This is a genomic window from Fimbriimonadaceae bacterium, assembly GCA_019454125.1.
Lineage (GTDB): Bacteria > Armatimonadota > Fimbriimonadia > Fimbriimonadales > Fimbriimonadaceae > JALHNM01.
Window position 1 is genome coordinate 625,268 of record CP075365.1, and the last position, 21,213, is coordinate 646,480.

Here is a 21,213-nt window from a genome sequence, read left to right on the forward strand (position 1 = left end):
ACGTGGTCTGGGCCAATAGGGTGCAGGTCGGAATCGAAGGCATGCGGTCATATATGAATATGTTCGTTCTTTTTGGATCAAAATCGGTCGACAAAATGAGAGTGGGCACGAAATTGCTCGTGCCCACCTTCTGACTCTTCCTTAAACCGCGTCTTGCTCGTCGTGGATTTCGCTGGACGCGACACCCGACCAACGAACGAGCAAGAAGTTAACGCGCTCAACTAGAGCGGGCGCGAGTTGGCAATCCTCGTCGCGCATCAATAGTTCGATGAGCACCGTTTCAGCGATGTACGAATCCGCGCCATCGACCTTGGCGTAACCGGGAAAGTTCTTGTTGATTTGAACGACGACTTTGCCATCCTCTTCGACAAGCGCCGAGCGAACCTCAGGGCTTCCCGCGACGACTTCAATTTCCGGGCAGTCCTTGCCATTCTTGAGTCGACGCATCAGGCGACGCAGGGTTCCCACGGCTCCGTCCGGTGCCGGAGATTTCGGCGTGTTCTCGCGGCCCGTCTTCTCACCCTTGGGCTCTTTGGAGCCCTCGGACTTCTCCCTGGGTTCTCGTGGCTTGCGGCCCTCGTTTCCCTCACCAGTCGGGGTCTCTTGCACTTCGACCGGCTCATCCCCCACGCCTTCGGCAAGATGCTTGAACATCTCTTTGAGTTGTCCACGAACTCTTTTTGCCGTCTTCTTCTCACGGCCAAGAATTTTCTCGTCGTGACCTTCGCGAAGTTGCCTTATGAGGGCTGCACACTCCTTCAGAACTTCACGACCCAGGTCTTTGTAGACCTGATCGTCGCGTTCGACGAAGCCACTCTTGTTGAGATTTGGGGTCAGACCGTCAATCTCAAGTTCGGAGACGAACTGATTGAGAGAGCCCTTTGCGGCGAAGTTGAAGCCGAACGATTCGTTTTCGACCATCATGCGGCCCTTAGCAAAGAGCCGGAATCCAGCCTTGACGTATCCGTCTTTCAGCTTTCCGCGTTCCAGTCGACCTGCCCAGCCTCTCGCGGTCACATCGCCAACTTTGACGTCAATCGGGATTTTCCCGATCGACGCATCGAGCGGCAAATCGACTGGCTTGACTAGCGAGCCGTTCACGACAATCTGAAGCTGCCCAAATCGGAGAAGCCGGTCGTACACAGTGGCAAGGTCCCGCATGAGCGAATCGACTCTCCACTGACGGCCGTTGATGACGTCCTCGATTTCGATGCGAACACACCCTGAGTTCAGAGAGCATCGTTGGACGGTCGCAGGAGCGCTTGCTGGGTCATGGGGTGTGGGAGCACCGAAGTCTGCAAAGTCCGTTCGATTTCGCCAGTTGAGGTCCTCGAACATCCAAAGTTCGGACTCTCCCGCCTTCTTTGCCCATAGACGCAGGGAGTCGCCCAGATATCCACAAGCAGATTTGCCGCCTTGGCCATAGTGGCCAATGTCGCTGTCCGTGTGATGGTCGCCTTCACCCCAGTTGAGCCATGTCGCGATTTCAGCGAGCCCACTCCAAAAGCATCGCGTCGAACTCAGAGTCATTGACGCCCTGGCGCTTCTTGAAAGTTGACCTAACTCGATCCGTATCCGCCTTGACCAGCTTGTAATATGCGATGTCGGCATACGCACAGAACTGAAGACAGAGGTCTCGGGTGGTCTTCTCTTTCGGTGTGCCCCGCTTGTCGCGGCGTCGCGGACCACTGTAGAAGATGTAGCAGAGATTGACATAGGCCTCGACGGCCGATCGTTGAGGGATGTGACCTTCCTCGTCGAGCCCCTTCTTTGCAAGGAGGTCACTCGCTATGGCCAGTCGCGTTAGCCTTAACGCGATGGCGAAGAGGACGTTGACTTCGGTAGCCATCGCGGTTGCTTTGACGATCGGGCGGAACTTACGAACCATTTCGCCCCAGCCTGACTCAACGATCGCACTCATCGAGTGCTGGATGGAAATCTCCCTAACCTCCTCGCTCACTGTGAATCCTCCTCTAAGCCTCGCCATAGCTCAACGAACGCTCTTGCTTCGGACCGGAGCAACGGCATTAGGTTGGCCGATGGGAACGGCGACGTGATCAGGTTGGCGCTGGGAATGTCGAGGATCGCCATCTGCGTTCCCTCTTCGACCAAGGGCCCGAGAACGGCGTGCATCATATAGAGGATCATTTCGACCTGCCTCTTTGTAAGCTGGGCTTCCTTCCAATAGAGCTTGATGACCGTACTCGTGCCGTTCCAGTTCAAGCCAAGCTCAGGATTGAGTCTAACGACGAGTTCATCGAAGCGCCACTCGCTCTTCGGTGGCGCGAACCACACGACCCGCTTTCGCCCCAGAAAGCGACGATAGGCTTCAAGCCGCGCCGGACACTTGCTTCCCTTGTGGGTGCTGACATGAACCGAGACGGATTTCTCCAGGATCGTGCCATCAGATGAACCCGCAGCGTGGAACTCAACGATGGCTTCCCTCAACCCCTTGTAGTAGTCCGTGGCAGGACTATATGGACCGCGCTTCCTCAGGGAGTTCACGTGCGTCATCCGGGACGTGCCCGTCTTGACGATGAAGTCGACAAATTCGGTGAGTGAAATTTCCATCAGTTCGTGTCCTTGACTTTGAATGAGTGTTCAGTATACACTAAACACTCACGGATTGCAATCCGCTGATATGGAGAATGCGAATTGGAAGAACACACCCCAGAAGCACCGAAGCTGATGTTCACGGACCTGCACGTCACGGCAGACGACTTGCGCGTAGTCCCGTGGCTTGACACGATCGAGCAAGACAAGCGAGACGAGGTTGACAACTATTCAACCCCGCTCTTCGCCGCCGCCAGAGTCGCCGCTGAAGCTGGAGACAGACGCGCAGAGCAAGTCTACGTGCTGCTTGGATCGGCGTCGTCGATGTTCTATGACTCAAACGACGCAGCCGAGCCGCTGAAGCCCATGTTTGTCATGGCGAACTCGCGATCTGCCGCGCTGAGTGATTTCGAGGATCAACACCTTGACCCAATCGCGGCCGTGTACGCCGAAATCGCCGACCGAGAAATGAAAGCAAGGTTGGCCGACATCCTTTGGATTCGGCGAAAGGATCACCAAGCAGCGCGGGTCGCGGCCGCCGCATATCTGGAGGGTGCCAAGGCGTTGATGGACCCCGCTGAGTGGGTGCACGGATTTCACCGATTGCAGCGAGCCATGCAGATCGCCGGAGCGCTGGGTAAGCAGAGCGCAGAACGCAATGCGGTCGCGGACTATGCTCTCGAACTCCTCGCCAAGTTGGACGGGAGCGATCCTCTGTACTTGACCAGATCAATCATCGACCTCGCCCTTGCATACAAGATTGGTGATCCCGCATTGCTGGCGGGTTACGCGGAAAAGTCCGCAGAGGGCGCTGAAGGTCGCCAAGACTGGATAACCGCTGCCGACTATTGGGCCCTCGTCGCAACGTGTAGAAGGAAGGCGGGGAACGAAGCGGGCGCTACCGAGGCTTCGCTTCGTCAGGGAGAAGCTCAAATTTCAGTCGGAGAGACGATGGCTGGGAAGCCAGGACTCGCTGCTGAGCATTGGTTTGAACAGGGTTTGCTCACGCTGAGGCAGGCAGGTGCTCCCAAGGAACGGCAAGAGGAACTCATGAAGCGCCTTCACGAGCTTCAGAAGGAGCGATTGGAGCACCTGGGCAAGATCGAAACCAGCGTCCCGATAGATCCACAACTGATCGAGCACATCGAGAAGGTCAAGGGTATGAGTCTCCGAGATGCCCTGGCATTCTGGGCAATTCAGGTCCGACCAATCGGCAAGGAACGCCTACGTGAGATGGTCCGAGAGCACGTCACCCAGAGTCCTCTTTCGAGCATCTTCTCGAACTCCATCTTGCGCGAAGACGGCAAGGTCGCCTTCGTGATCCCCGCAATGCCGCTGAATGAGGAGCCAAGCGACGAGTTGCTCCAACTACACATGTGGCGGATGGCGGAGATGACCAGACCGGTGACCGCGTGGATGGCCGAGCAGATCCGACACATGATTGCTGGCGAGCACCCGTGGGAGGAAGGTTGTCTGGACTGGCTATTGAACGACAATCTCTTCGTCCCGAAGGGACGTGAACCGATTTTCGCGCGCGGCCTTCAATCGGGAATTGAAGGCGATTACCTCATTGCGACGCACCTGCTCGTACCGCAGTTGGAGAACTCATTCCGGCACGTGCTGAACCAACACGGCGTTCTCACCACCTTCTTGCGCCAAGATGGGACGCAGGACGAGTTCCCGATCAACAAGATCGTGGAGACTGAGGCATTCAGCCAGATCTTCGGACAAGACCTCGCCTTTGAGTTGAGAGGCTTGCTGGCCGAGCATGCTGGGGCGAACCTTCGGAACAACGTCTCACATGGGCTTGTTTCGGCGGGAAGTTTCTACAGCCCGAGCAACATCATCCTAGTCCCGCTGACCCTTTGGCTGCTGCTTCATGGAGTCGAGCGGGCGAGTGAGAATCAAATCGAGCACAACGACTAACCGAAACAGGACAGCTTCTCCTGATAAGCAATGTTAAAGGTCGCTCAGTCTTGTCACCGGGACGTATACACACCGGCATCCCATGTCGTGAGTGCACTCTGAGTGAGGCAATGGAGGCACGGAATCGAGCGGATAGCGGCCGACTCTGCTCTTGCAGAAGTCGCATGAAGATTGGGCGGCGAGGATCTCTACAGCGATGATCACGTCTCTGTTCGCCCGATAGCCTTCAAGTGTCCTCTCATGGTTTGCTCGGAATGCTTCCATTCGTGCGGCCACCTCCGCTGCCTTCTCTTCCGGTGTGCGGCGTCGGCGTTTACTGGAATCGGACGGTTCCTTGGGGAGCCACTTCTCCGGTCCCGTCCCCCAGAGCAAGCCCATCGCTGCTGCGATCGTGGTCGGCGGTGCTGTCGAAGGTGGTTTATCCTGGAAGAGCGCCACCAGCAGTCCAAGCTCGTGCGAAATGTCGGGATTGGACCAGTCAACGCCCATGCCTCTCGGAAGAGGTTGACGCGCTTCGAACCGCCGCACGATCTGGCAAGCCTGCGCCAGTTCACCTCGTTGGAGCGCATCCATACATGAATCCTCAGCTTCTTGCCGAGCCGCGTCCGCCTTCTGCTTATAAGCGTCAGCCAAGGTAGTCCCAACCTCAGTGCATCGCAGGGGATGCACGTCTGATGTCATGGAAGCGATCTCGCTCGGACTGACTCTTTCGACCAGCGTAGCAATCAGTTCCGCTTTCTTGCCCTTGTGAGCGAGGCCGTGACGTTTGCAGATGTCGACAAGCTCCGGGACGCGGAACTTGACTTCAAGCTTCTCCGCACTGTCGCAGGTGCGCAAAAGACCTTGCGTCACGAAGCCATCGAGGACTCGCGCGGGCTCCTTACCCAATGAAGCTCGCCAGACGTCATTCCATCCTGGCCCCGTAATGGTCTGCCGGAGCCGAGGTTTCAGGAACAACGACAGCAGGAACAACTCCTGCTGAGACAAGGGCTGCGGTTCATTGACCGGTCGCGGCGTGGCGGTTTCGCGCTTGGAGAAGAGTGAACGCAAGTTCATTTCGCAACTCGTGTGAGCCTCACCAGCATTACTCCTCGACCTCCGGAATCATCCCTTCGGGCGTCACGAATGCGGCAAACACAACGCCACCGTAGAACTGGAAGACCCACACTCCAAATCCAGTAGACGCTCCATCAACGGTCCTGTAAGTGAATTTGGTGTGGCTGCCCAGCACCACCGGATCTGGGGCCCCGATAGCTTGAAGTTGCTCCCGGATCAAGCCGTATGAGCCGGGTAATAGCGACCAAGATCAAGATCAAAGGCTTCTGCAAACCGTGTGTTGCTGAGTGCCATAGCGATTCCCTTGATAACCAGACTAAACCACGGAGTGAAAGGATCGTCCGACAGCTTTGTCCCCATCCCCTCAGCGAGAACGATGCCATCCGCACCAACTATGCGATCAGGCGACATGGACTTGGCGAGTTCAAGTAGCGCATTGCGGTGTCCAAGCTCAATCGAACGCTGCACACTGCGTTTGATCTTCCCAGCCATGAGCTTTTGCGCGGTTTCGTGGTTGCCTCCGAAGATATCGATTGCAAAGAGGTCCCTCACCCTCGAATCGAGTTTCGACTTTTCGCCGTTGCACCTCGTGCATGCCCAAACGATGACCGGTTCCCAGTTCGCGGCGTTTTCTGCTTCGAACGAACGCGGAATGACGTGTTCCTTGGTCAAGTCTTCGTTAGAGCCGCAATAAGCGCACTCCTGAGGCAGGTCAGCGATGTTGTTGAAACTCAAAGTTCACCTCGGAAGGCTTTCGAAAGGATCGACCGACGTAGAGCGTCGGCATCCCGTTGAAAGGTGTCGGTTGCTGTGAAGCGCCGCTGGGCGGTGAGGACTTCGGCGATGCGCTCCTGCTCTGGCATAGGTGGCACCCAGGCTTCGTGTGCGAGGATCGCGGGAGGCTGAACGCGTTGGCGTCGGAGGCCAAGTCCTTTGCTCTTTGCAGAAAGTGATTGCCAGATGCGCTCGGGCTTGAAGTGGGCAAATACGAACTCAGCCCGACACTCATTTGGATTGCAGGTGAAGGTTGGGTATTCGCCTGAGACGTAGAATGCGTCGAAGTCGGCCGAAACGTAGCCATACGAACCCTCGAAGGCAAAGAGGCGGCTGAAAATGAACTGTCCCGACTGCACTCGGTTGAGAACCGCCGCGCTTGTCGCCAAACCTGAGATCGGCGGCTTCTCGAACAGCCCCTTAGCGAAGCTGTAGATGCCAAGGTTCGGATAGTCCTCGCTGGGGTCGACTTTAACGGGATCGAGGTCAAGATGCATGACATCGCCGAGACGGAGTTTGCGCCAGCCGCGCTCGCGCTTTTGGTCGTCAGTCAGATCATCGCGGTGGGCGAGGGCGATGAGGAGGCGGTCGAAGTCGGCGACAGTTTGGGCGTGGAATGTGGCCGCGCGATCCAGCGCCCCCATCGCCTCGTGAACCTTGGCTACTATGCGCCTCTGCTCATCGAGCGAGGGGAGGGGGATGGTGAGGGCAAGGAACAGGTCCTCCTTAATCCGAACTCGATTTGTGGAACCCTTGCTCGCGCGCTTGCAAAGCTCCACGAACTCCTCGGCCTTAATTACGAGCGACAAATACTCTGGGATGACCCGCGCAATGTTGAAGTCAAAGAGAGGAAAGTCGTTGGTGACAACGGCTCCATCCAAGGAGTCCGGCAGGAGGGCTACTGCGCCGTGTCGCGCGTCGATGCGGGAAAGGATTAGTTGGCCCGCTCGCGCAAGGTAACGGCTCTCGGACGCGATCTCCGCCCCACGAACCTTTCGGCGCAACTTTGCACCATTGCCATTTAGGCGAACTGTAACCTCGGAATACTCTGCATCCAAAGCAAGTCGCACTGTCTCCGTCGAACGTTGGAGCAATTGACCGAGTGGTACGGGCTCGACCTCCATCGTGCTGGCGATGGTCACGCCGAGCCCTCTCGAACTAGGTTGTTAATGTCCTCAAGAAGGCCGCCCACCAGTCTCTGGTTCTCGATCATGCGTGCCACGATCTCATGCGGGGCGGCATCGTCTTCGACAGAACTGCCTCGCGGATTCTTGATGTCTAGGTTCAGATCGCCAGCCTCAATGTCCGCAATCGGTACACGCCACGCCCGGTCCGACTCTTTCCGATCCATCCACCAGTCGGCGGCGGGTTGGAACTCTTCTTCCAACATCGGAGCGGTCTTGCTGTACTTCTTCTTCCCCTCGGGCAGCGCTACTTCGTAGTACCACACCTCGCGCGTGGGGCCCTCGCGATCGAAGAACAGGAGGTTGGTGGGGATGTCGGTATACGGCGCGAACGCCCCAGAGCCAAGCCGCACGATGGTGTGCAGGTTGAACTCCTTGAGCAAGTCCTCCTTGATACGGGCGCAGATACCATCCCCGAAGAGCACGCCGTTCGGCACAACGACTGCAGCGCGACCTGGTTTGGGCTGCCGTCGAAGTCTGCGCATGATGAGTTGCAGGAAGAGGAGCGCGGTTTCGCTTGTGCGCTTGTCGGCGGGGAAACCGTTCTGGATCGAGCGCTCTTCTTCGCCGCCGAAAGGCGGATTGGTGGCGATGACGTCCACGCGCTCGGCGTCGCCGATTTCAGTGAGCTTGACGGCAAGCGAGTTGCCGATGGTGATATTGGGTGACTCGACGCCGTGGAGCACGAGATTCATCTGAGCAAGGAGATACGGCAAGGACTTGGCTTCGTTGCCGAAGAGCGTGTGCTCTTGAAGCACGCGATAGTGCTCTGCCAATCGAGCTTGCTGTTTGATGTGCTCGTAGGCTTCCACTAAGAAACCACCTGTTCCACAAGCCGGATCGAGCACGGTCTCACCGAGCTTGGGATCAAGCATCTGGATCATGAACTTGACGACGGGGCGAGGGGTGTAGAACTCGCCAGAGTCGCCCGCCGCGTCGCGCATCTCTCGGAGCATCGACTCGTAGAGGTGGCTAAGGGTGTGGATGTTCTCGCTCGACGTAAATTTGACCTCATTGATCTTGTTCACCACGTCGCGCAGAAGATAGCCATTTGCCATCCGATTCTGAAGTTCGCGGAAGACGTACGCAAGAACGTCTCCCCGGCCACCCGAACGAGTCTTCAGGTAGGCAAAGAGGCCGAGTCCGCGCGTCCCGTCTGGCCGGATGGCTTCGTCTTGGTTGATGAACGCTTTGAGTTCGTCGCCGGTCAAACCATCCACGGGTCCAGCCCAATCTCGCCATCTGTATGGCGGCTCGATCAACTCCTTGTGGGGCCGCCCAGCAAGCTCATCGCTGACCTTGTGCATCTCGTCGGAATCGTCGAGGAACTTGAGGAACATCAGCCACGTGAGCATTGGCAGCCGGTCGAGGTCACCGTTCAGGCCCTTGTCCTTCCGCATGATGTTGCGGATAGTCTTGATGGTCGAGCTTAGGGACTCTCGCGTAGAGAGCGGCGCGGCGGCATCGGTGTTTTTCTTTCCTCGGGGCATTAGAGGTCCACTCCCGTGATCGTTTTCAAGTGAGTTGAAACAAGCTTGTCGGTCTTCTTGACAAGCCTCTCGATGTGATTCATCATGCGCTTGGCCGCATCTTTTCGAACGGCACCCAAGTCCTTCTTCCCGTGGGCAAGGTCGCCTCGAAGTGAAATGTATTCGTCTAGCTTGGTCTGGGCGCTGGATGCGGTCATCTTTGACCAGAACCACTGGTCTTCGATCTTCTCAAGGCCCAGCGTATTACTGATCAACGAGGAGGCTTGAGCAGTCTTGGCGGTGTTGAATTCATTTCCCGTCTTTGGAAGGGTGTTGGCGACGCGCTTGGCATTATCTCGGAGAAGGTCGCCAAGGGATTTGGAAGCGAAGTCCCACAGTTTGGAGGCGTCACCTTTGATGATTCCTTGCGAGTGTTTCTCAATCTCGCCAATCAGGTACGCGGGCAGTTTCGTACGATCCGTGCAGTTGGTCGCAAGATGGTTTATTGACTCCTCCACCAGATCTTCGATGTACGCTTCCCAAATGGCTGCACAGAAAAGAATCGCAGACTTGTTCAAAATTTGGTGCTCAGGTGGTCGCCGTCCACGCTTCGCTCCGCTAAGTTTTGAATGGAACCCCAGCAAGTCCTCAACATCCTGCTTGTTCGCTTCGAACCGACTAAGGGACTGACTCATCCGACCTCCGAGATATAGAGCATTTCCTGTAGCTTCGTCACCGCGTCACGCAGTTGAACTGGACCGCCGAACTCAGAGGCAATTTCCTGGATTGAGCCGTGCTCTGAGATGGGGGGAACTTGGAGAACATCGGGGATGACGAACTGACTCGCACCCACCTCCTCGTATTTCGCGAGTAGCTCTTCGAGGATCATCCTCGCGGTCGGACCGAATTGGTCGAAGAACTCGGCCTGCCGCTTCTTGAGGTTCTGCGCGCGTTCTCGCCTGGACCGCAGGGGTGCACCATATGCGAGATGGCACATGAGGTCGAAGGGATCGGCGTCTGGCTTTCCCGCAACCTTAGCAAGTTCGTCAAACTCAATCCCTCTATCACGAAGGGCTTCGATGATCTGCGTGCGCTTGTCCGGCTTCGACCAATCCGCGAGCAAGTCTTCCGCACTTGGATAGAGCCTCCGAACTTGCTCTTTGGTGAAGTCTGTGTATTGAATGACACGAAGTTGGTTGCCGTTCGCATCGAGTTCGTAGACCACATGCGCGACCACCTGAACTACTCCGTCGTCCACGTAATACTTGCGACGTCCTTCTCGAACCTGCGGCGGTTCGCCGTCTCCCCCACCTCCAGGCTCGTCAGGTGGCAATGGCTCGCCGTCGAAGTCTGGATCAGCGAACATCGTGACCGCTGTGCCGGTGTAGTCGAGAATATTGAAAAAGAGCTTGCCGTAGTCTTCGCGCACGCGCGTACCGCGTCCAATGATCTGCTTGAACTCAACCATCGATCCGATGATGCGAGCGAGAACGACATTCTTGACAGTCGGGGCATCGACCCCGGTCGTCAGCAATTGGCTCGTTGTGAGGATAACGGGCGTCGATTTCTCCAAGTCTTGGAAGTCGGAAAGGTGTCCTTTGCCTAGGTCTCCTTCGTCGGCCGTAACGCGACAGACGTAGTTTGGATGCTTCTTAACCAGGTCAGAGTTGAGGTTTATCAACTCCTGCCTCATCTCAGCGGCGTGTTCTTGATCGACGCAGAAGACGATCGTTTTAGCGAACCGATCGTGTGCTTTCATGAAATCTGTCAAGTGCTTCGCGATCGCCTTAGTGCGCGCCCGGAGGGCAATCGTTCGCTCAAAGTCCTTCGTGCTGTACTCACCGTCCGGGATCGCCTGACCGAGCCGATCTACCTCGCCCTGACTGGGCCGGTAGCCAACCGCGTCGTAATGCGTGACGATGCGATGGACTCGGTATGGAGCTAGGAAGCCGTCTTCAATCCCTTGCTTCAGCGAGTAGGTGTAGATCGGATCGCCGAAGTAGTCGTAGCTGTCGCCATCGTGCCGCCTTACTGGTGTGGCGGTGAGACCGAGTTGGAATGCAGGCTCGAAGTATTCCAGGATATCTCGCCAGACCGAATCCTCCCTCGCGCTGCCCCGGTGGCATTCGTCGACGATGATCAAATCGAAGAAGTCCGGAGCATATTCCTTGTACAGCCCCGGTCTGGATTCATCCTCTGCGATGGCCTGATAGGTCGCGAAGTAGAGTTCGCGGGACTTGATCGCGTTCCCGCGCTCGATCTTTCCCCTAGCATCACCGAAGGGAGCAAAGGTCTTGTCCTTCGGGTCGTCGACCAACACCGTTCGATCAGCCAAGTAAAGGATGCGAGGCTTGCGCGTGGGGTCGTTCCTGGCATTCCACTTTGACGTCCAGAGCTTCCAGCAGATTTGGAATGCGGTCGGAGTTTTGCCTGTACCCGTTGCCATGACGAGTAGCACACGCTTCTGCCCACGGACGATCGCCTCAACCGTCCGGTTGATGGCGATCTGCTGGTAATACCGTTCCTCATGAGAGCCAGCGGAATAGATCGGCGCAAGGACATGGGCCGTCTGATCGGCGTCCAACGGCTCCGTGCCATTGAGCCGATGCCAAAGTTCCTCTGGAGTGGGAAACTGACTGACGTTAGCCTCAACTCCCGTGGTTAGGTCGATCTCGATGATATCGTGCCCGTTCGTCGAATAGGCGAAACAGAGTCCGAGCATCTGCGCATACCGGATGGCTTGTTGGACCCCATTCGCAGCAAGCTCCGACTCAGCCTTAGCCTCGACAACCGCGATGTTGAAATCACCCGTGTATTTCAGCAGGTAGTCGGCCTTCAGCGCCTCCCTACGTCGCGCAACCTGGCCCGCGACCACGATTCGTCCTTTCGTGATCCTGTATTGCTCGGTCATCGAGTGAGGACTCGACTCCCAGCCCGACTCCCGAAGTTTTGGTTCGACGAGTTCTCGGCAAGTGTCGTTTTCGTTGCGCACAGGCTCCAAGAGCTTGACATATTCGCGGCCATCGTGTAAAGTGTGCAGTTGACAATGACGGAAGAAGTGGGTCCATCCAATCGCTACGGAGCCAAGCAGCGGGATCTCCGGGTTGCGAAGGGCCTGACGCTCCGGAAGTTCGCAGATGCCCTGGGCGTCAGTCCAACCTATGTGAGCGGGGTTGAGAACGGGACCTTGCCGCCACCAACGCCCGATCGACTCACCAAAATCGCGGAACTGCTCGAAACTTCGCTTGATGATCTAATTGGACTCGCCGGTCGATGGGATGACGTAGCCAAGCAAGCCGTGGAGGATCGACCCGAGTTCGTCAGGTTGTTCCGAGCGGCAAAGGACCTCTCCCGTGAACAGGTCGAACAGCTTTCTAAACTAGCTGAGGAGCTTTCTGAGGATGGCGACGGAGTTTGATCCTGTACCGGCATGCTTCTGCGGAGTGCAGTTTCTACCAGTTGCCCGACTAGAGCGCATCGTCCGGGACAAGCTGGTGCGCTTCGAGCGCGAAACCGGAACCCGGCCCGCACTTCCTATCGACATCGAAGCCCTAGTCGAAATCATGGAGAAAATCGAGGTCGAATACTTCGATGACGACCATCCTGAGTTCGAACCCGATGTCCTTGGCGCGTACGACTTCTCACGGGACAAGATGTTTGTTCGCGAATCGATCGCGCACGAGGGTCGACGTAGGTTTACGTGGGCCCATGAATACGGCCACTACATTCTCCACAAGCCCCATTTTTTGCAGGGAGTCTTCGACTTCTACACAGAGTCGTCAAAGGCAGTCGTTCAGTTGCACCGGGGCGCGGGGGGCACCCGCAACAAACTGGAGTGGCAGGCAAACATGTTTGCGAGCCACATTCTGATGCCGACCGCGCACGTATCCCAACTGTTCCCAAGTGGGTGGACATCGATTGAGGAAGCAGCCAGGATGCTCTCCAGCGAAGCTAATGTCAGCCTCCAGTCGGCACGCATTCGCCTTGAGAACTTCAACAGAAAATGATTCCGACAACCCTTGACACGGCCGAAACGTCTGGTATAGTTGTGCAGTGCGCACTGAACACGTTACACTCAGAGAGGATAGATCGTGTGAGGTTGATTGCGGCTCAATGGCAATAGCGATTCAGGTTCGGATCCAAGCCAGACCTGCCATAGTCTTAATCCCGAGGGCAGAAACCGTATGAATGAAGAGATTGGTCCAGGAATGCCTATCGAGGATCAGGCATCTAGCATCGCAGTCGGTAGAGTACTAGGAACAGAAGACTCTACTCCTCTGGAGTTCTGGGTCGCTGTTGAACCCGGACAGTTCCTTCAACTGGATGACGTGGTTGCCGTGACCCGCGAGGTTCCCGGCCGCGAATCGATAACTGTCTATGGTGTCGTGAACAATGTCCGTGCACGTCACGAAGGTGCTCGCTTTGACAGCGATGTGTTTCTCATATCGCAAGGATTGTTGCCGGCTGAAATTTGTGAAGCCGCGCAAATACTCGTGACCCGCTGTGAGCCCGAGGTCTTCCTGCCGCCGCGACCTGGGCAGGAGGTGCGCAAAACGCAAGGAGCCGAGAGAGCTTCCGCGCTGTACTTTGACGACATGCTGGGGCAAGTTCCGGTGGGCCTCACGCGAGAAAACGAGCCTGTTTATGCGAGTTTGGAGTTCATCGACGGGACTAAGGGAGCCCACATCAACATCAGTGGCATGTCGGGAGTCGCAACCAAGACAAGTTACGCTCTTTTCCTGCTATACAGCCTTTTCGAATCCGGTGTACTCGGTGCCGAGGTAACGAACTCCAAAGCTCTCATCTTCAACGTAAAGGGAGAGGACCTCCTTTTTCTGGATAAGCCCAATTCCGCCTTGTCGGACTCTGACCGAGCAAGATATGCGGCGCTTGGGCTTGCTCCCGGGCCGTTTGAGAGCGTTGCATTCTGGGCACCTCCTCGCCGAGACGATCAGAATGGCGTTCCCGACGTCAATAGTCGAACGGACGGAGCAGTTCGGTCGTTCTTTTGGACACTGCATGAGTTCTGTCGTGACGGTCTCATGGAGTTCTTGTTCGCTGACGTCGATGATGACCGCCAGCAATATACGATCGTTGCACAAAACGTCATTGCCCAACTGCGCCGGGCAGAGGCTGCAGAGCAAGGAGCCATCCGTATTCGCGAAGACAACACCAGCCGCACTCTAACAACATTCGACGATCTCGTGGAGTATGTTACGGTTCAGGTTGAGGGCGCAAATCAACAATGGACGGGATCATCGATCACAACCGGCACAATCAATGCATTCATACGGAGATTGCAAAGCGCTCGACAGCATCTTGGCCATCTCATCCGGGCGGATCTGGTCAATGCCGATCAGCATCGAATTGAGCTTGAGCGAAGAGTCACCGTCGTCGATATCCACAGTCTCAATGATCGAGCCCAGCGATTCGTGGTCGGCGTCTTGCTGCGGAAGACGATGCGCGATAAGGAAGCTCAGGGGCGATCGAGGCCGCTTTGGTTTGTCGTCCTCGACGAGCTAAACAAGTATGCCCCGCGCGAGGGGGGCAGCCCTATCAAAGAGGCTTTGATCGACATCGCGGAACGAGGTCGATCCCTAGGAATGATTCTCATCGGAGCCCAGCAGACGGCAAGCGAGGTTGAGCGCCGCATTACCGGCATGTCTGCAATACGCGTTGTCGGGCGTTTGGATAGCGCTGAAGCAACTCGTTCTGAATACGGATACTTGAAAGGAGCGCTCCAGGCTCGTGCCGTGATTCTTAAGCCCGGCACGATGATCGTATCGCAACCGTTGGTGCCAGTGCCTCTCTCTGTCGAGTTTCCTTTTCCATCTTGGGCAACACGGTTTTCAGAAGTCGATATGAACGCAAGCGGACTCAGCAACCTGTCCCCCGACGAAGATCCCTTTGCTAGAATGGGCGGTAATTGATGGGAGAAGTTCAAGGAGAATCTCCAATGTGCCCCCTAATTCGGGGTGGTTGTGTGAAGAAGCAGTGCATGATGTGGCGCGAAGATGATTGCATCATTGCACTTTGGCTCCAGTTTGGCGTGCGGGCCCCTACCACCGAGAACTCTGAGTATCTAGACGTCGCCGAGCATTTAGCAACTAGGGTCAGCCGCTGGGAGGATGATGACGAGGATCAAGAGTGCCTGCCGAAGTGGTTCCTTGAGACTCAACCAAGCGATTTAGCATCGGAAGCCATAAGCTTTGCTTTATCCAGTGAAGCAGGCGCTCCCGTCAGCCGGCTAAATCCGTTTATGGTTCTGCAAAGCTACTTCACGTCAAAGGGCGTCGAACACGTACACGATTACAGCTTGCCGTCCAACCAACGCAGTCAGTTTCGCAAAGTGCAGGAGTCCATCGCTCAACAACTCCCTGTTGCGGTGGAGCAGGAGACCGCAAGGCGTCGGGATGCACTGGAAGGCTACGTGGCCGAGATCGTCGAAGTTGCTCAACGACGTGGGCTAAAGCGTTTGACTCAATCTGATGTCGACGCGTTCTTCGATGCTCGTGGGGAGCGATACGACTGGGAGTACAAGAGGCAGATTTGGTCCAGCGCAAATGCCAAGTTGAAGGGGTTTATGTAAATGAAGATTCTACATACTGCAGACTGGCACGTTGGGCGCACACTCCGGAACCGCTCACGCGCTACCGAGCACCGTGAGGTCCTGAAGGAAATCGGAGCCATTGCGCTCGGAGAGGCGGTTGATCTGGTTATCGTCGCCGGTGACCTCTTTGACTCAGTATCTCCCACTGCGGAGTCGGAGGACATTGTGTACGAAGCTCTGCTGGACCTCGCGGCGACAGGCGCTCAAGTGGTTGTGATCTCGGGAAACCACGACCACCCTCACCGACTGAGCGCCATCGCACCCCTGCTCAGAAGGGTGAATGTCACTGCCGGCGCTCTCCTCGCGCGCCCCGAGAGCGGGGGAGTCATCTCCGTCCAATCGAAGTCTGGCGAGAAGGTTGCCATCGCCCTTATCCCGTTCCTCTCGCAAAAAGGTGCGGTTAAAGCTGACGCAATCATGTCTGTAGAACCCGCTCAGAACGTCCTTACCTACCAGGAGATTTGCGGCAACATCGTGCGACGACTCTGTGAGGGTCTTGAGGAGGGATGCGTCCAACTCGCAGTAGCTCACCTCGCCGTCCAGGGTGGCAAGGTGGGAGGCGGCGAGCGCGCGGCCCACTCGATCTTCGAGTACTACGTGCCAGCCATGATCTTCCCGGCAACGCTGCACTACGTGGCTCTAGGGCACCTGCACGCCCCGCAGAAAATCGCGGCTGGCTGCCCCATGTGGTACTCCGGCTCGCCGCTTCAGCTTGATTTCGGAGACGCGGAGGTCACGAACTCTGTGCTCCTGGTCGAAGCCCAGGCAGGTACTCCGGCTGAGGTGAGGCCGATTCCCCTCAAGAGTGGGCGTAGGCTGCGTCAACTCAAGGGCACGCTAAACGAGCTTAAACTTCAGCAGGGAAATGTCGGGGACGACTACCTGAAGCTCATCGTCAAGGAATCCCCGCGGGTTGGGTTGGCCGATGAGCTTCGGGAGTTGTTCCCCAATGTCGTGGATGTCGTCCTAGAGTACAGCACCAGCATCAAAGTCGACGACAGGAGCGACCACGAACAAATGACGCCAGCACAGTTGTTCCGCGCCTATCTGGTCGAGGAGAACGAGGAAGAAGATGCAGTAATCGCGGCTTTCGAGGGGATTTTGGAGGACAACTATGCGTCCCGTCAGACTTGAGATCGAAGGTTTTGCCTCTTTCAAAGAACGAACCGTAATCGACTTTGATGGGGTGGAGCTTTTTGCCCTTACTGGCCCGACGGGGGCGGGCAAATCTTCGATTCTTGACGCGATCGTGTTCAGCCTCTATGGTTCGGTGCCCCGCTACGACCGGAAGGCTGTGATGCCGGTGATCACGCAGGGCAAGCTCGAGGCAAAGGTTCGACTGGATTTCAGCGTTGGCGAGGAGCAGTTCTCTATTGCACGTCGGGTGCGGCGAGCCGGAAACCCCACCTGCTCTTTCGAGAAAGAGGGACAGGCGATTGCCGCCGGGATACGAGATGTCCAGCCGGAGATTGAACGCGTGATCGGCCTCACCTTCGATCAGTTCACCAAATGCGTGCTGCTGCCTCAGGGAGCGTTTGCACGATTCCTACACGACTCAGGGGCAGAACGCAATGAGTTATTGCGCAAGCTGATGAGCCTGGAGATCTACTCCCAGCTTCGGCACCGCGCCGTGAATCGGGCCAACTGCCTCAGGAGTGCTCTGCAACTCAAGCAGGGTGAACTCCAGGGAATCGGCGATTTCTCTAGTGCAGGCCTCAAGGCTGCTGAAGAAAGGTCGGCTGTTCTAACTGACCTGTTCGATCGAGTCGACCTTAGTTGGAAGAAGATCGAGGATCTGGAAAGGGAGCGGTTGCGAGCAAGGAGCGAAGCAACTGCTGCAGGCAAGGACTTGGAGTTGCTCGGAAAAGTCGCCATCCCTCCCGAAGTCACAGCTATCTCCGAAACCATTGCCAGAGCCCAAACAAACTTGGAAGTGGCAACGAAGAACGTCGCTGCCGCTCGTGAAACTGTTACAAAGAACCAAGAGATTAGGGACAGGCTCCCTCCCATCGATAGCCTGAAAACACAGATCGGTAGCTATGAAAAGCTGACGACCTCCGAAGCTGACCTAAAGAAGCTCGAGCGAGAGGTCAGTGCCGCAACTGAGGCCAGAGATGGTGCAGTGGCAAAGGAGAAAGCTGCCTCAGAACGCTTGGACGCGTGTAGGACGAAGTTCGAGCTAATCAAGACCTCTCATCAGGGATTTACAGTAGCAAAGCGCCTGAGCGTAGGTGATCCATGCCCTGTTTGCGGAGGGTCGTTCGAACGTTGCCCGACGGAAGAGCCTGAAGACTACAAAACCGCACAAGAAGAAGCCAAGGCTGCAGAAGAAGAGCATGGGAAGATCTTTAAAGCCGTTGTTGAAGCCGAATCACAGGTTAAAAGCAGGAGTGGTCTGCTGACACAGAAACAGGGGGAGGTCCGTGCACAGCTAGAGGAGATTAGTTCCTTGCCAGGAATTGCTGATTTAAAAGCGGCGCTTGCCGATGCGGAAAGAGCGCAGGAGGCCTGCGACGTGGCTCAACGGGCACTCGTCCAAGCCCTCGAGGACGAGGGAACGCGACGAGCAGAACTGGAAACAGCCAGATCTGCAGCCACAATAGTAGCCAGCCAACTCACCGAAACAAAGCAGAGCTTGGTCCACCTCAATCCACCCAGCGACCTTCCGGACGATCCCGCCAAGGGATGGCAAAATCTGCACGATTGGGCGAAGACCACCACAGAACGCGTCGAAACAAGGGCCACGGACGCCCTAACTCTTGCCACAGAGTCGGAAATGCAGCGAGAAGCCCTAGAGAAAGGGCTTTGCGAAGAAGCGGCGAAAGTGGGCGTTCTGCCCGACGACAGGAATATCCGGGATTGTTGCATGGAGGCGCTTTCCAGTGCCAAGCAGCATCTTACAAACTATGGTGCCAGCTTGGAGCGCGCCAAAGCGATCCGAAATGAAATCAAGGAACTAGAAGCCGACGAGCGGGTCTACCGAAAACTCTCGGAGCATCTAAAGACAAACCGTTTCGAGACATGGCTGCTGAACCGATCGTTCCGCGAGCTATGCGATCTTGCTTCTGTCAAGCTCTGCGAGTTGTCTATGGGGCAGTACTCCCTTGGGGTCACCGACGCTAACGACTTCCAGATCATTGACCATGCGAACGCTGACGAGCGGCGCTCAGTCAAATCCCTCTCCGGAGGGGAGACATTCCTCGCCTCCCTGAGCCTTGCCCTTGCGCTGGCCGAAGGAGTTTCCTCCCGTTCGGCTACCGGAGCGCGCCTAGAGTCACTCTTCCTCGACGAAGGCTTCGGCACACTCGACTCGGAAACACTCGAAACCGTGGCGGGAGCGGTGGAAGAGCTTGGATCCAAGGGTCGGATGATCGGAGTTGTTACCCACGTCCGTGACTTTGCCGAACGTCTTCCCGTCAGATTCGAAGTCCGAAAAGATACTGGCGGGTCGAAGGTAGAGCGGGTGCAGGTTTGAGATTCTCGGTCGAGCAGTGGCAGCCAGAGTTCGGATCTCCTATGGAGGCTATGAATGATGAAGCCTCCCCGCAGGCCATTGACCTGGACGTTGAAGTCTCATCCAGCGAGTGGCGACCCATTGCTGCGCGTCCAGAAGCTGCGATTTCACGGATCAAGTTCATCGACGGAGTTCGACGAATTGATGCCCGGGTGTGGATCGAGCGAGAAACCGACGTCCTTCTGGGTCTTTGTGCGTCGTGTGCCGCCGGCGTGGTCTGCTGTGATGGGGCGGCAGAGATTGAGCAGGCTATCGTAAAAAGGCTCCTCATTACTCCTTCACCTGAGGGTGCCCTCGTCACGAAGCACGCAAACTATGCCCCACGTGCAGCTTCGGACGATCGGCTCGATAGCCTATTGAACGGCCTTGCTGCCGGTCTTAGCGCACTGGAGGTCGAGGTGGCCGCAACTAGCGGATCATCGGATATGACCGTGATCGACGGACCCTTACGGGGGCGAGAGCAGATACCAGGGGCCATTGGATACATCAAAAGCCACCGTGTCGGCTATCTTACGCCTGAGTTGAACTCGTTGCTTAGAAATCTTGGCGCGCGTGAACGCAGCCCTGTCTTTCTCGTTGAGACCAGTTGGACTCGCTATTCATGGTACATGAGGCTGGAAGAAGCTGTCGGTCATCCGTGGGCTGGAATTGTGCGCTGCGAAGCACCCGCAACGAATTCACGCTATGAAGTCGTCGGTCTCGCTGACGCTGCCGTTGCTACATTTCCGCGATTCGCATCTGAGCCCCACAAGGATGGTCGGGCACCGCAGAACCTATACCCCATCAAAGGTCTTGAGAATTGTCTTCGTAGTCGGCTTGGCAGTGCTGAACTTCTCTATCGCTCAATTGGGCTGGCATCGAGCCTGGTCCCTTGAGGCCTTACGTTCTGCGTGTCAAACAGTCTTCGTCCGTCGCGCACGCGAGACAGGAAGCTTTTGGTGCGGTGATCGGCACGGACCTGAATGTCTACTAGATGATGGCTTGACTCCGCTACAAGTTCGAAGTGCGTCCACTAATCTCCACCAGATCCCACCGGATCAGGACGGTCCCTAAGGTTGGTTCCTTGCCGGAAGGCCCTTAAGCGCCGTTACTGCCGCAAGTCGCCTAGGATGCCCCGGCCCGTGACGCCTCCGACATCGGTGCACGTTTCCTCGATGCACGCCATGAGGGGATTGGAGAAAGGCGTCGTCCAGAGCGTCCTGTACTGGAGCTGGGCGCCTGCCTGTGACGAAGTGCCGATGCCGCCTGGGTCGTGGTTGGACGCCCCGGTGACGGGGCCTGGCCCTAACTTCTTGAACGGGCCAGTCCGGCGCCCAGCCCGACCGTTGGTCGACCTCTCCTGACCAGGACGCTCCGCGCCCGCTTGCTGCGTCCCTCAGGATAAAGAGTCATGTACGAAAGCAAGAAGCAGCCGCTTTTGCCGCGAGGGGACTTCAATGCCCGCGTTGCCCGCCATATCGCCTTCGCACTGGGAATCATCGCGGCGGCGCTCGGGATCGGCGTGCTGGGCTACCACTATATTGCCGGGCTGGAGTGGGTGGACGCCCTTCTCGACGCCTCGATGATCCTGGGGGGAATGGGGCCGGTCAGCAAGCTGCCCACGGACGGGGCAAAAGTGTTCGCCTCGGTCTACGCGCTCTTTTCCGGCCTGGCGTTCATCGGGATCATGGGCGTCGTGCTCGCTCCCTTCGCCCACCGGATCATGCACCGCTTCCATGTGGAAGAGGGGGAGTAGCCGAGGCTGGCTTCCGAGGTAGAAAGAGACATGCCTAACAAGCACTTCACCACGGAGCAAGCCAAAGAGATCGGGGAGGCCCTCGGCATCGATTGGAGCCGGTTCGATGTGGAGCAGTTCCGCATGGGGATGGACGTCGAGCTGGAGCACGGGAGCCGCGACCCCGCGACGGACGTGACCGGGAACGACCCCGTACTGACGGGCAAGATCGCGCTCGCCCATCTCAACGAGTTTCCCGACTACTACACACGCCTCGACAAGATGGAACGCGAGGCTGAAGCGGGCGGCTGAACCCCGCCGTCAGATCGGCCCGTCGTGGACGCAGTCCACGGCTTATTGGAGGGGGACCGATGCGGCTGTCATGGCGGGCGTCAGTAAGAGGAATGGTGTCA

At 56.9% G+C, this 21,213-nt stretch carries 19 protein-coding genes; 10 read left to right on the forward strand and 9 right to left on the reverse strand.

The window, feature by feature from the left end:
• Window positions 1-141: 141 nt before the first annotated feature.
• The 3 genes from KF733_03065 to KF733_03075 all read right to left on the reverse strand — a co-directional run bounded on the left by KF733_03065 (window position 142) and on the right by KF733_03075 (window position 2,571).
• Window positions 142-1,338, reverse strand: coding sequence for a hypothetical protein (locus KF733_03065; protein QYK56464.1), 1,197 nt, complete (start codon window positions 1,336-1,338; stop codon window positions 142-144).
• 148 nt (window positions 1,339-1,486) lie between these two features.
• Entirely contained in the window at window positions 1,487-1,960 is a 474-nt protein-coding gene (locus tag KF733_03070) for a hypothetical protein (protein ID QYK56465.1), read from the reverse strand.
• Entirely contained in the window at window positions 1,957-2,571 is a 615-nt protein-coding gene (locus KF733_03075) for a hypothetical protein (protein QYK56466.1), read from the reverse strand. Before KF733_03075 ends, KF733_03070 begins: the two co-directional genes overlap by 4 nt.
• A gap of 84 nt (window positions 2,572-2,655) precedes the next feature.
• On the opposite strand from KF733_03075, the gene KF733_03080 reads away from it, so the two are divergent.
• The gene (locus KF733_03080; protein QYK56467.1) at window positions 2,656-4,479 is read left to right on the forward strand and encodes a DUF4209 domain-containing protein; all 1,824 of its coding nucleotides are present in this window, start codon (window positions 2,656-2,658) and stop codon (window positions 4,477-4,479) included.
• A 33-nt stretch (window positions 4,480-4,512) separates the two neighbouring features.
• On the opposite strand, the gene KF733_03085 is transcribed toward KF733_03080, so the two are convergent.
• The 6 genes from KF733_03085 to KF733_03110 form a co-directional block, all read right to left on the reverse strand.
• Window positions 4,513-5,535 (reverse strand): SAP domain-containing protein, encoded by a 1,023-nt coding sequence (locus KF733_03085; GenBank protein ID QYK56468.1) that lies wholly within the window; start codon window positions 5,533-5,535, stop codon window positions 4,513-4,515.
• A 216-nt stretch (window positions 5,536-5,751) separates the two neighbouring features.
• The gene (locus KF733_03090) at window positions 5,752-6,270 is read right to left on the reverse strand and encodes a hypothetical protein (GenBank protein ID QYK56469.1); all 519 of its coding nucleotides are present in this window, start codon (window positions 6,268-6,270) and stop codon (window positions 5,752-5,754) included.
• Complete coding sequence (locus tag KF733_03095) at window positions 6,267-7,433, reverse strand: hypothetical protein (protein ID QYK56470.1); 1,167 nt, start codon at window positions 7,431-7,433, stop codon at window positions 6,267-6,269. The genes KF733_03090 and KF733_03095 overlap by 4 nt, the downstream gene beginning before the upstream one ends.
• A gap of 14 nt (window positions 7,434-7,447) precedes the next feature.
• A complete protein-coding gene (locus tag KF733_03100) occupies window positions 7,448-8,983 on the reverse strand; it encodes an SAM-dependent DNA methyltransferase (protein QYK56471.1) in 1,536 nt (511 codons plus the stop codon).
• Window positions 8,983-9,657 carry a hypothetical protein gene (locus tag KF733_03105; GenBank protein QYK56472.1) on the reverse strand — a complete coding sequence of 225 codons (675 nt, stop codon included), beginning with the start codon at window positions 9,655-9,657 and terminating at the stop codon, window positions 8,983-8,985. The genes KF733_03100 and KF733_03105 overlap by 1 nt, the downstream gene beginning before the upstream one ends.
• On the reverse strand, window positions 9,654-11,873 hold the full coding sequence (locus KF733_03110) for a DEAD/DEAH box helicase family protein (protein ID QYK56473.1): 2,220 nt from the start codon (window positions 11,871-11,873) through the stop codon (window positions 9,654-9,656). The genes KF733_03105 and KF733_03110 overlap by 4 nt, the downstream gene beginning before the upstream one ends.
• A 135-nt stretch (window positions 11,874-12,008) precedes the next feature.
• On the opposite strand from KF733_03110, the gene KF733_03115 reads away from it, so the two are divergent.
• The 9 genes from KF733_03115 (at window position 12,009) to KF733_03155 (ending at window position 21,112) form a co-directional block, all read left to right on the forward strand.
• Window positions 12,009-12,380, forward strand: coding sequence for a helix-turn-helix transcriptional regulator (locus KF733_03115; protein QYK56474.1), 372 nt, complete (start codon window positions 12,009-12,011; stop codon window positions 12,378-12,380).
• Window positions 12,364-12,969: an ImmA/IrrE family metallo-endopeptidase gene (locus KF733_03120; protein QYK56475.1), complete on the forward strand. Its 606-nt coding sequence runs from the start codon at window positions 12,364-12,366 to the stop codon at window positions 12,967-12,969. The genes KF733_03115 and KF733_03120 overlap by 17 nt, the downstream gene beginning before the upstream one ends.
• Before the next feature lie 177 nt (window positions 12,970-13,146).
• Complete coding sequence (locus KF733_03125) at window positions 13,147-14,892, forward strand: ATP-binding protein (GenBank protein QYK56476.1); 1,746 nt, start codon at window positions 13,147-13,149, stop codon at window positions 14,890-14,892.
• Between the two features lie 53 nt (window positions 14,893-14,945).
• Window positions 14,946-15,551 carry a hypothetical protein gene (locus tag KF733_03130; GenBank protein QYK56477.1) on the forward strand — a complete coding sequence of 202 codons (606 nt, stop codon included), beginning with the start codon at window positions 14,946-14,948 and terminating at the stop codon, window positions 15,549-15,551.
• The gene (locus KF733_03135; GenBank protein QYK56478.1) at window positions 15,552-16,706 is read left to right on the forward strand and encodes an exonuclease SbcCD subunit D; all 1,155 of its coding nucleotides are present in this window, start codon (window positions 15,552-15,554) and stop codon (window positions 16,704-16,706) included.
• Entirely contained in the window at window positions 16,687-19,047 is a 2,361-nt protein-coding gene (locus tag KF733_03140) for an SMC family ATPase (protein QYK56479.1), read from the forward strand. Before KF733_03135 ends, KF733_03140 begins: the two co-directional genes overlap by 20 nt.
• A gap of 1,160 nt (window positions 19,048-20,207) precedes the next feature.
• On the forward strand, window positions 20,208-20,429 hold the full coding sequence (locus tag KF733_03145; protein QYK56480.1) for a hypothetical protein: 222 nt from the start codon (window positions 20,208-20,210) through the stop codon (window positions 20,427-20,429).
• Between the two features lie 47 nt (window positions 20,430-20,476).
• The gene (locus KF733_03150) at window positions 20,477-20,821 is read left to right on the forward strand and encodes a hypothetical protein (GenBank protein ID QYK56481.1); all 345 of its coding nucleotides are present in this window, start codon (window positions 20,477-20,479) and stop codon (window positions 20,819-20,821) included.
• A gap of 30 nt (window positions 20,822-20,851) precedes the next feature.
• A complete protein-coding gene (locus KF733_03155; GenBank protein ID QYK56482.1) occupies window positions 20,852-21,112 on the forward strand; it encodes a hypothetical protein in 261 nt (86 codons plus the stop codon).
• Window positions 21,113-21,213 lie beyond the last annotated feature (101 nt).

Excerpts from the sequence above, each read along its gene's own strand:
- KF733_03065 (QYK56464.1), bottom strand. The coding sequence starts at position 1,338 with ATGTTCGAGGACCTCAACTGGCGAAATCGAACGGACTTTGCAGACTTC.
- KF733_03075 (QYK56466.1), bottom strand. The coding sequence starts at position 2,571 with ATGGAAATTTCACTCACCGAATTTGTCGACTTCATCGTCAAGACGGGC.
- KF733_03085 (QYK56468.1), bottom strand. The coding sequence starts at position 5,535 with ATGAACTTGCGTTCACTCTTCTCCAAGCGCGAAACCGCCACGCCGCGA.
- KF733_03095 (QYK56470.1), bottom strand. The coding sequence starts at position 7,433 with ATGGAGGTCGAGCCCGTACCACTCGGTCAATTGCTCCAACGTTCGACG.
- KF733_03100 (QYK56471.1), bottom strand. The coding sequence starts at position 8,983 with ATGCCCCGAGGAAAGAAAAACACCGATGCCGCCGCGCCGCTCTCTACG.
- KF733_03105 (QYK56472.1), bottom strand. The coding sequence starts at position 9,657 with ATGAGTCAGTCCCTTAGTCGGTTCGAAGCGAACAAGCAGGATGTTGAG.
- KF733_03110 (QYK56473.1), bottom strand. The coding sequence starts at position 11,873 with ATGACCGAGCAATACAGGATCACGAAAGGACGAATCGTGGTCGCGGGC.
- KF733_03115 (QYK56474.1), top strand. The coding sequence starts at position 12,009 with ATGACGGAAGAAGTGGGTCCATCCAATCGCTACGGAGCCAAGCAGCGG.
- KF733_03120 (QYK56475.1), top strand. The coding sequence starts at position 12,364 with ATGGCGACGGAGTTTGATCCTGTACCGGCATGCTTCTGCGGAGTGCAG.
- KF733_03125 (QYK56476.1), top strand. The coding sequence starts at position 13,147 with ATGAATGAAGAGATTGGTCCAGGAATGCCTATCGAGGATCAGGCATCT.
- KF733_03135 (QYK56478.1), top strand. The coding sequence starts at position 15,552 with ATGAAGATTCTACATACTGCAGACTGGCACGTTGGGCGCACACTCCGG.
- KF733_03140 (QYK56479.1), top strand. The coding sequence starts at position 16,687 with ATGCGTCCCGTCAGACTTGAGATCGAAGGTTTTGCCTCTTTCAAAGAA.
- KF733_03150 (QYK56481.1), top strand. The coding sequence starts at position 20,477 with ATGTACGAAAGCAAGAAGCAGCCGCTTTTGCCGCGAGGGGACTTCAAT.
- KF733_03155 (QYK56482.1), top strand. The coding sequence starts at position 20,852 with ATGCCTAACAAGCACTTCACCACGGAGCAAGCCAAAGAGATCGGGGAG.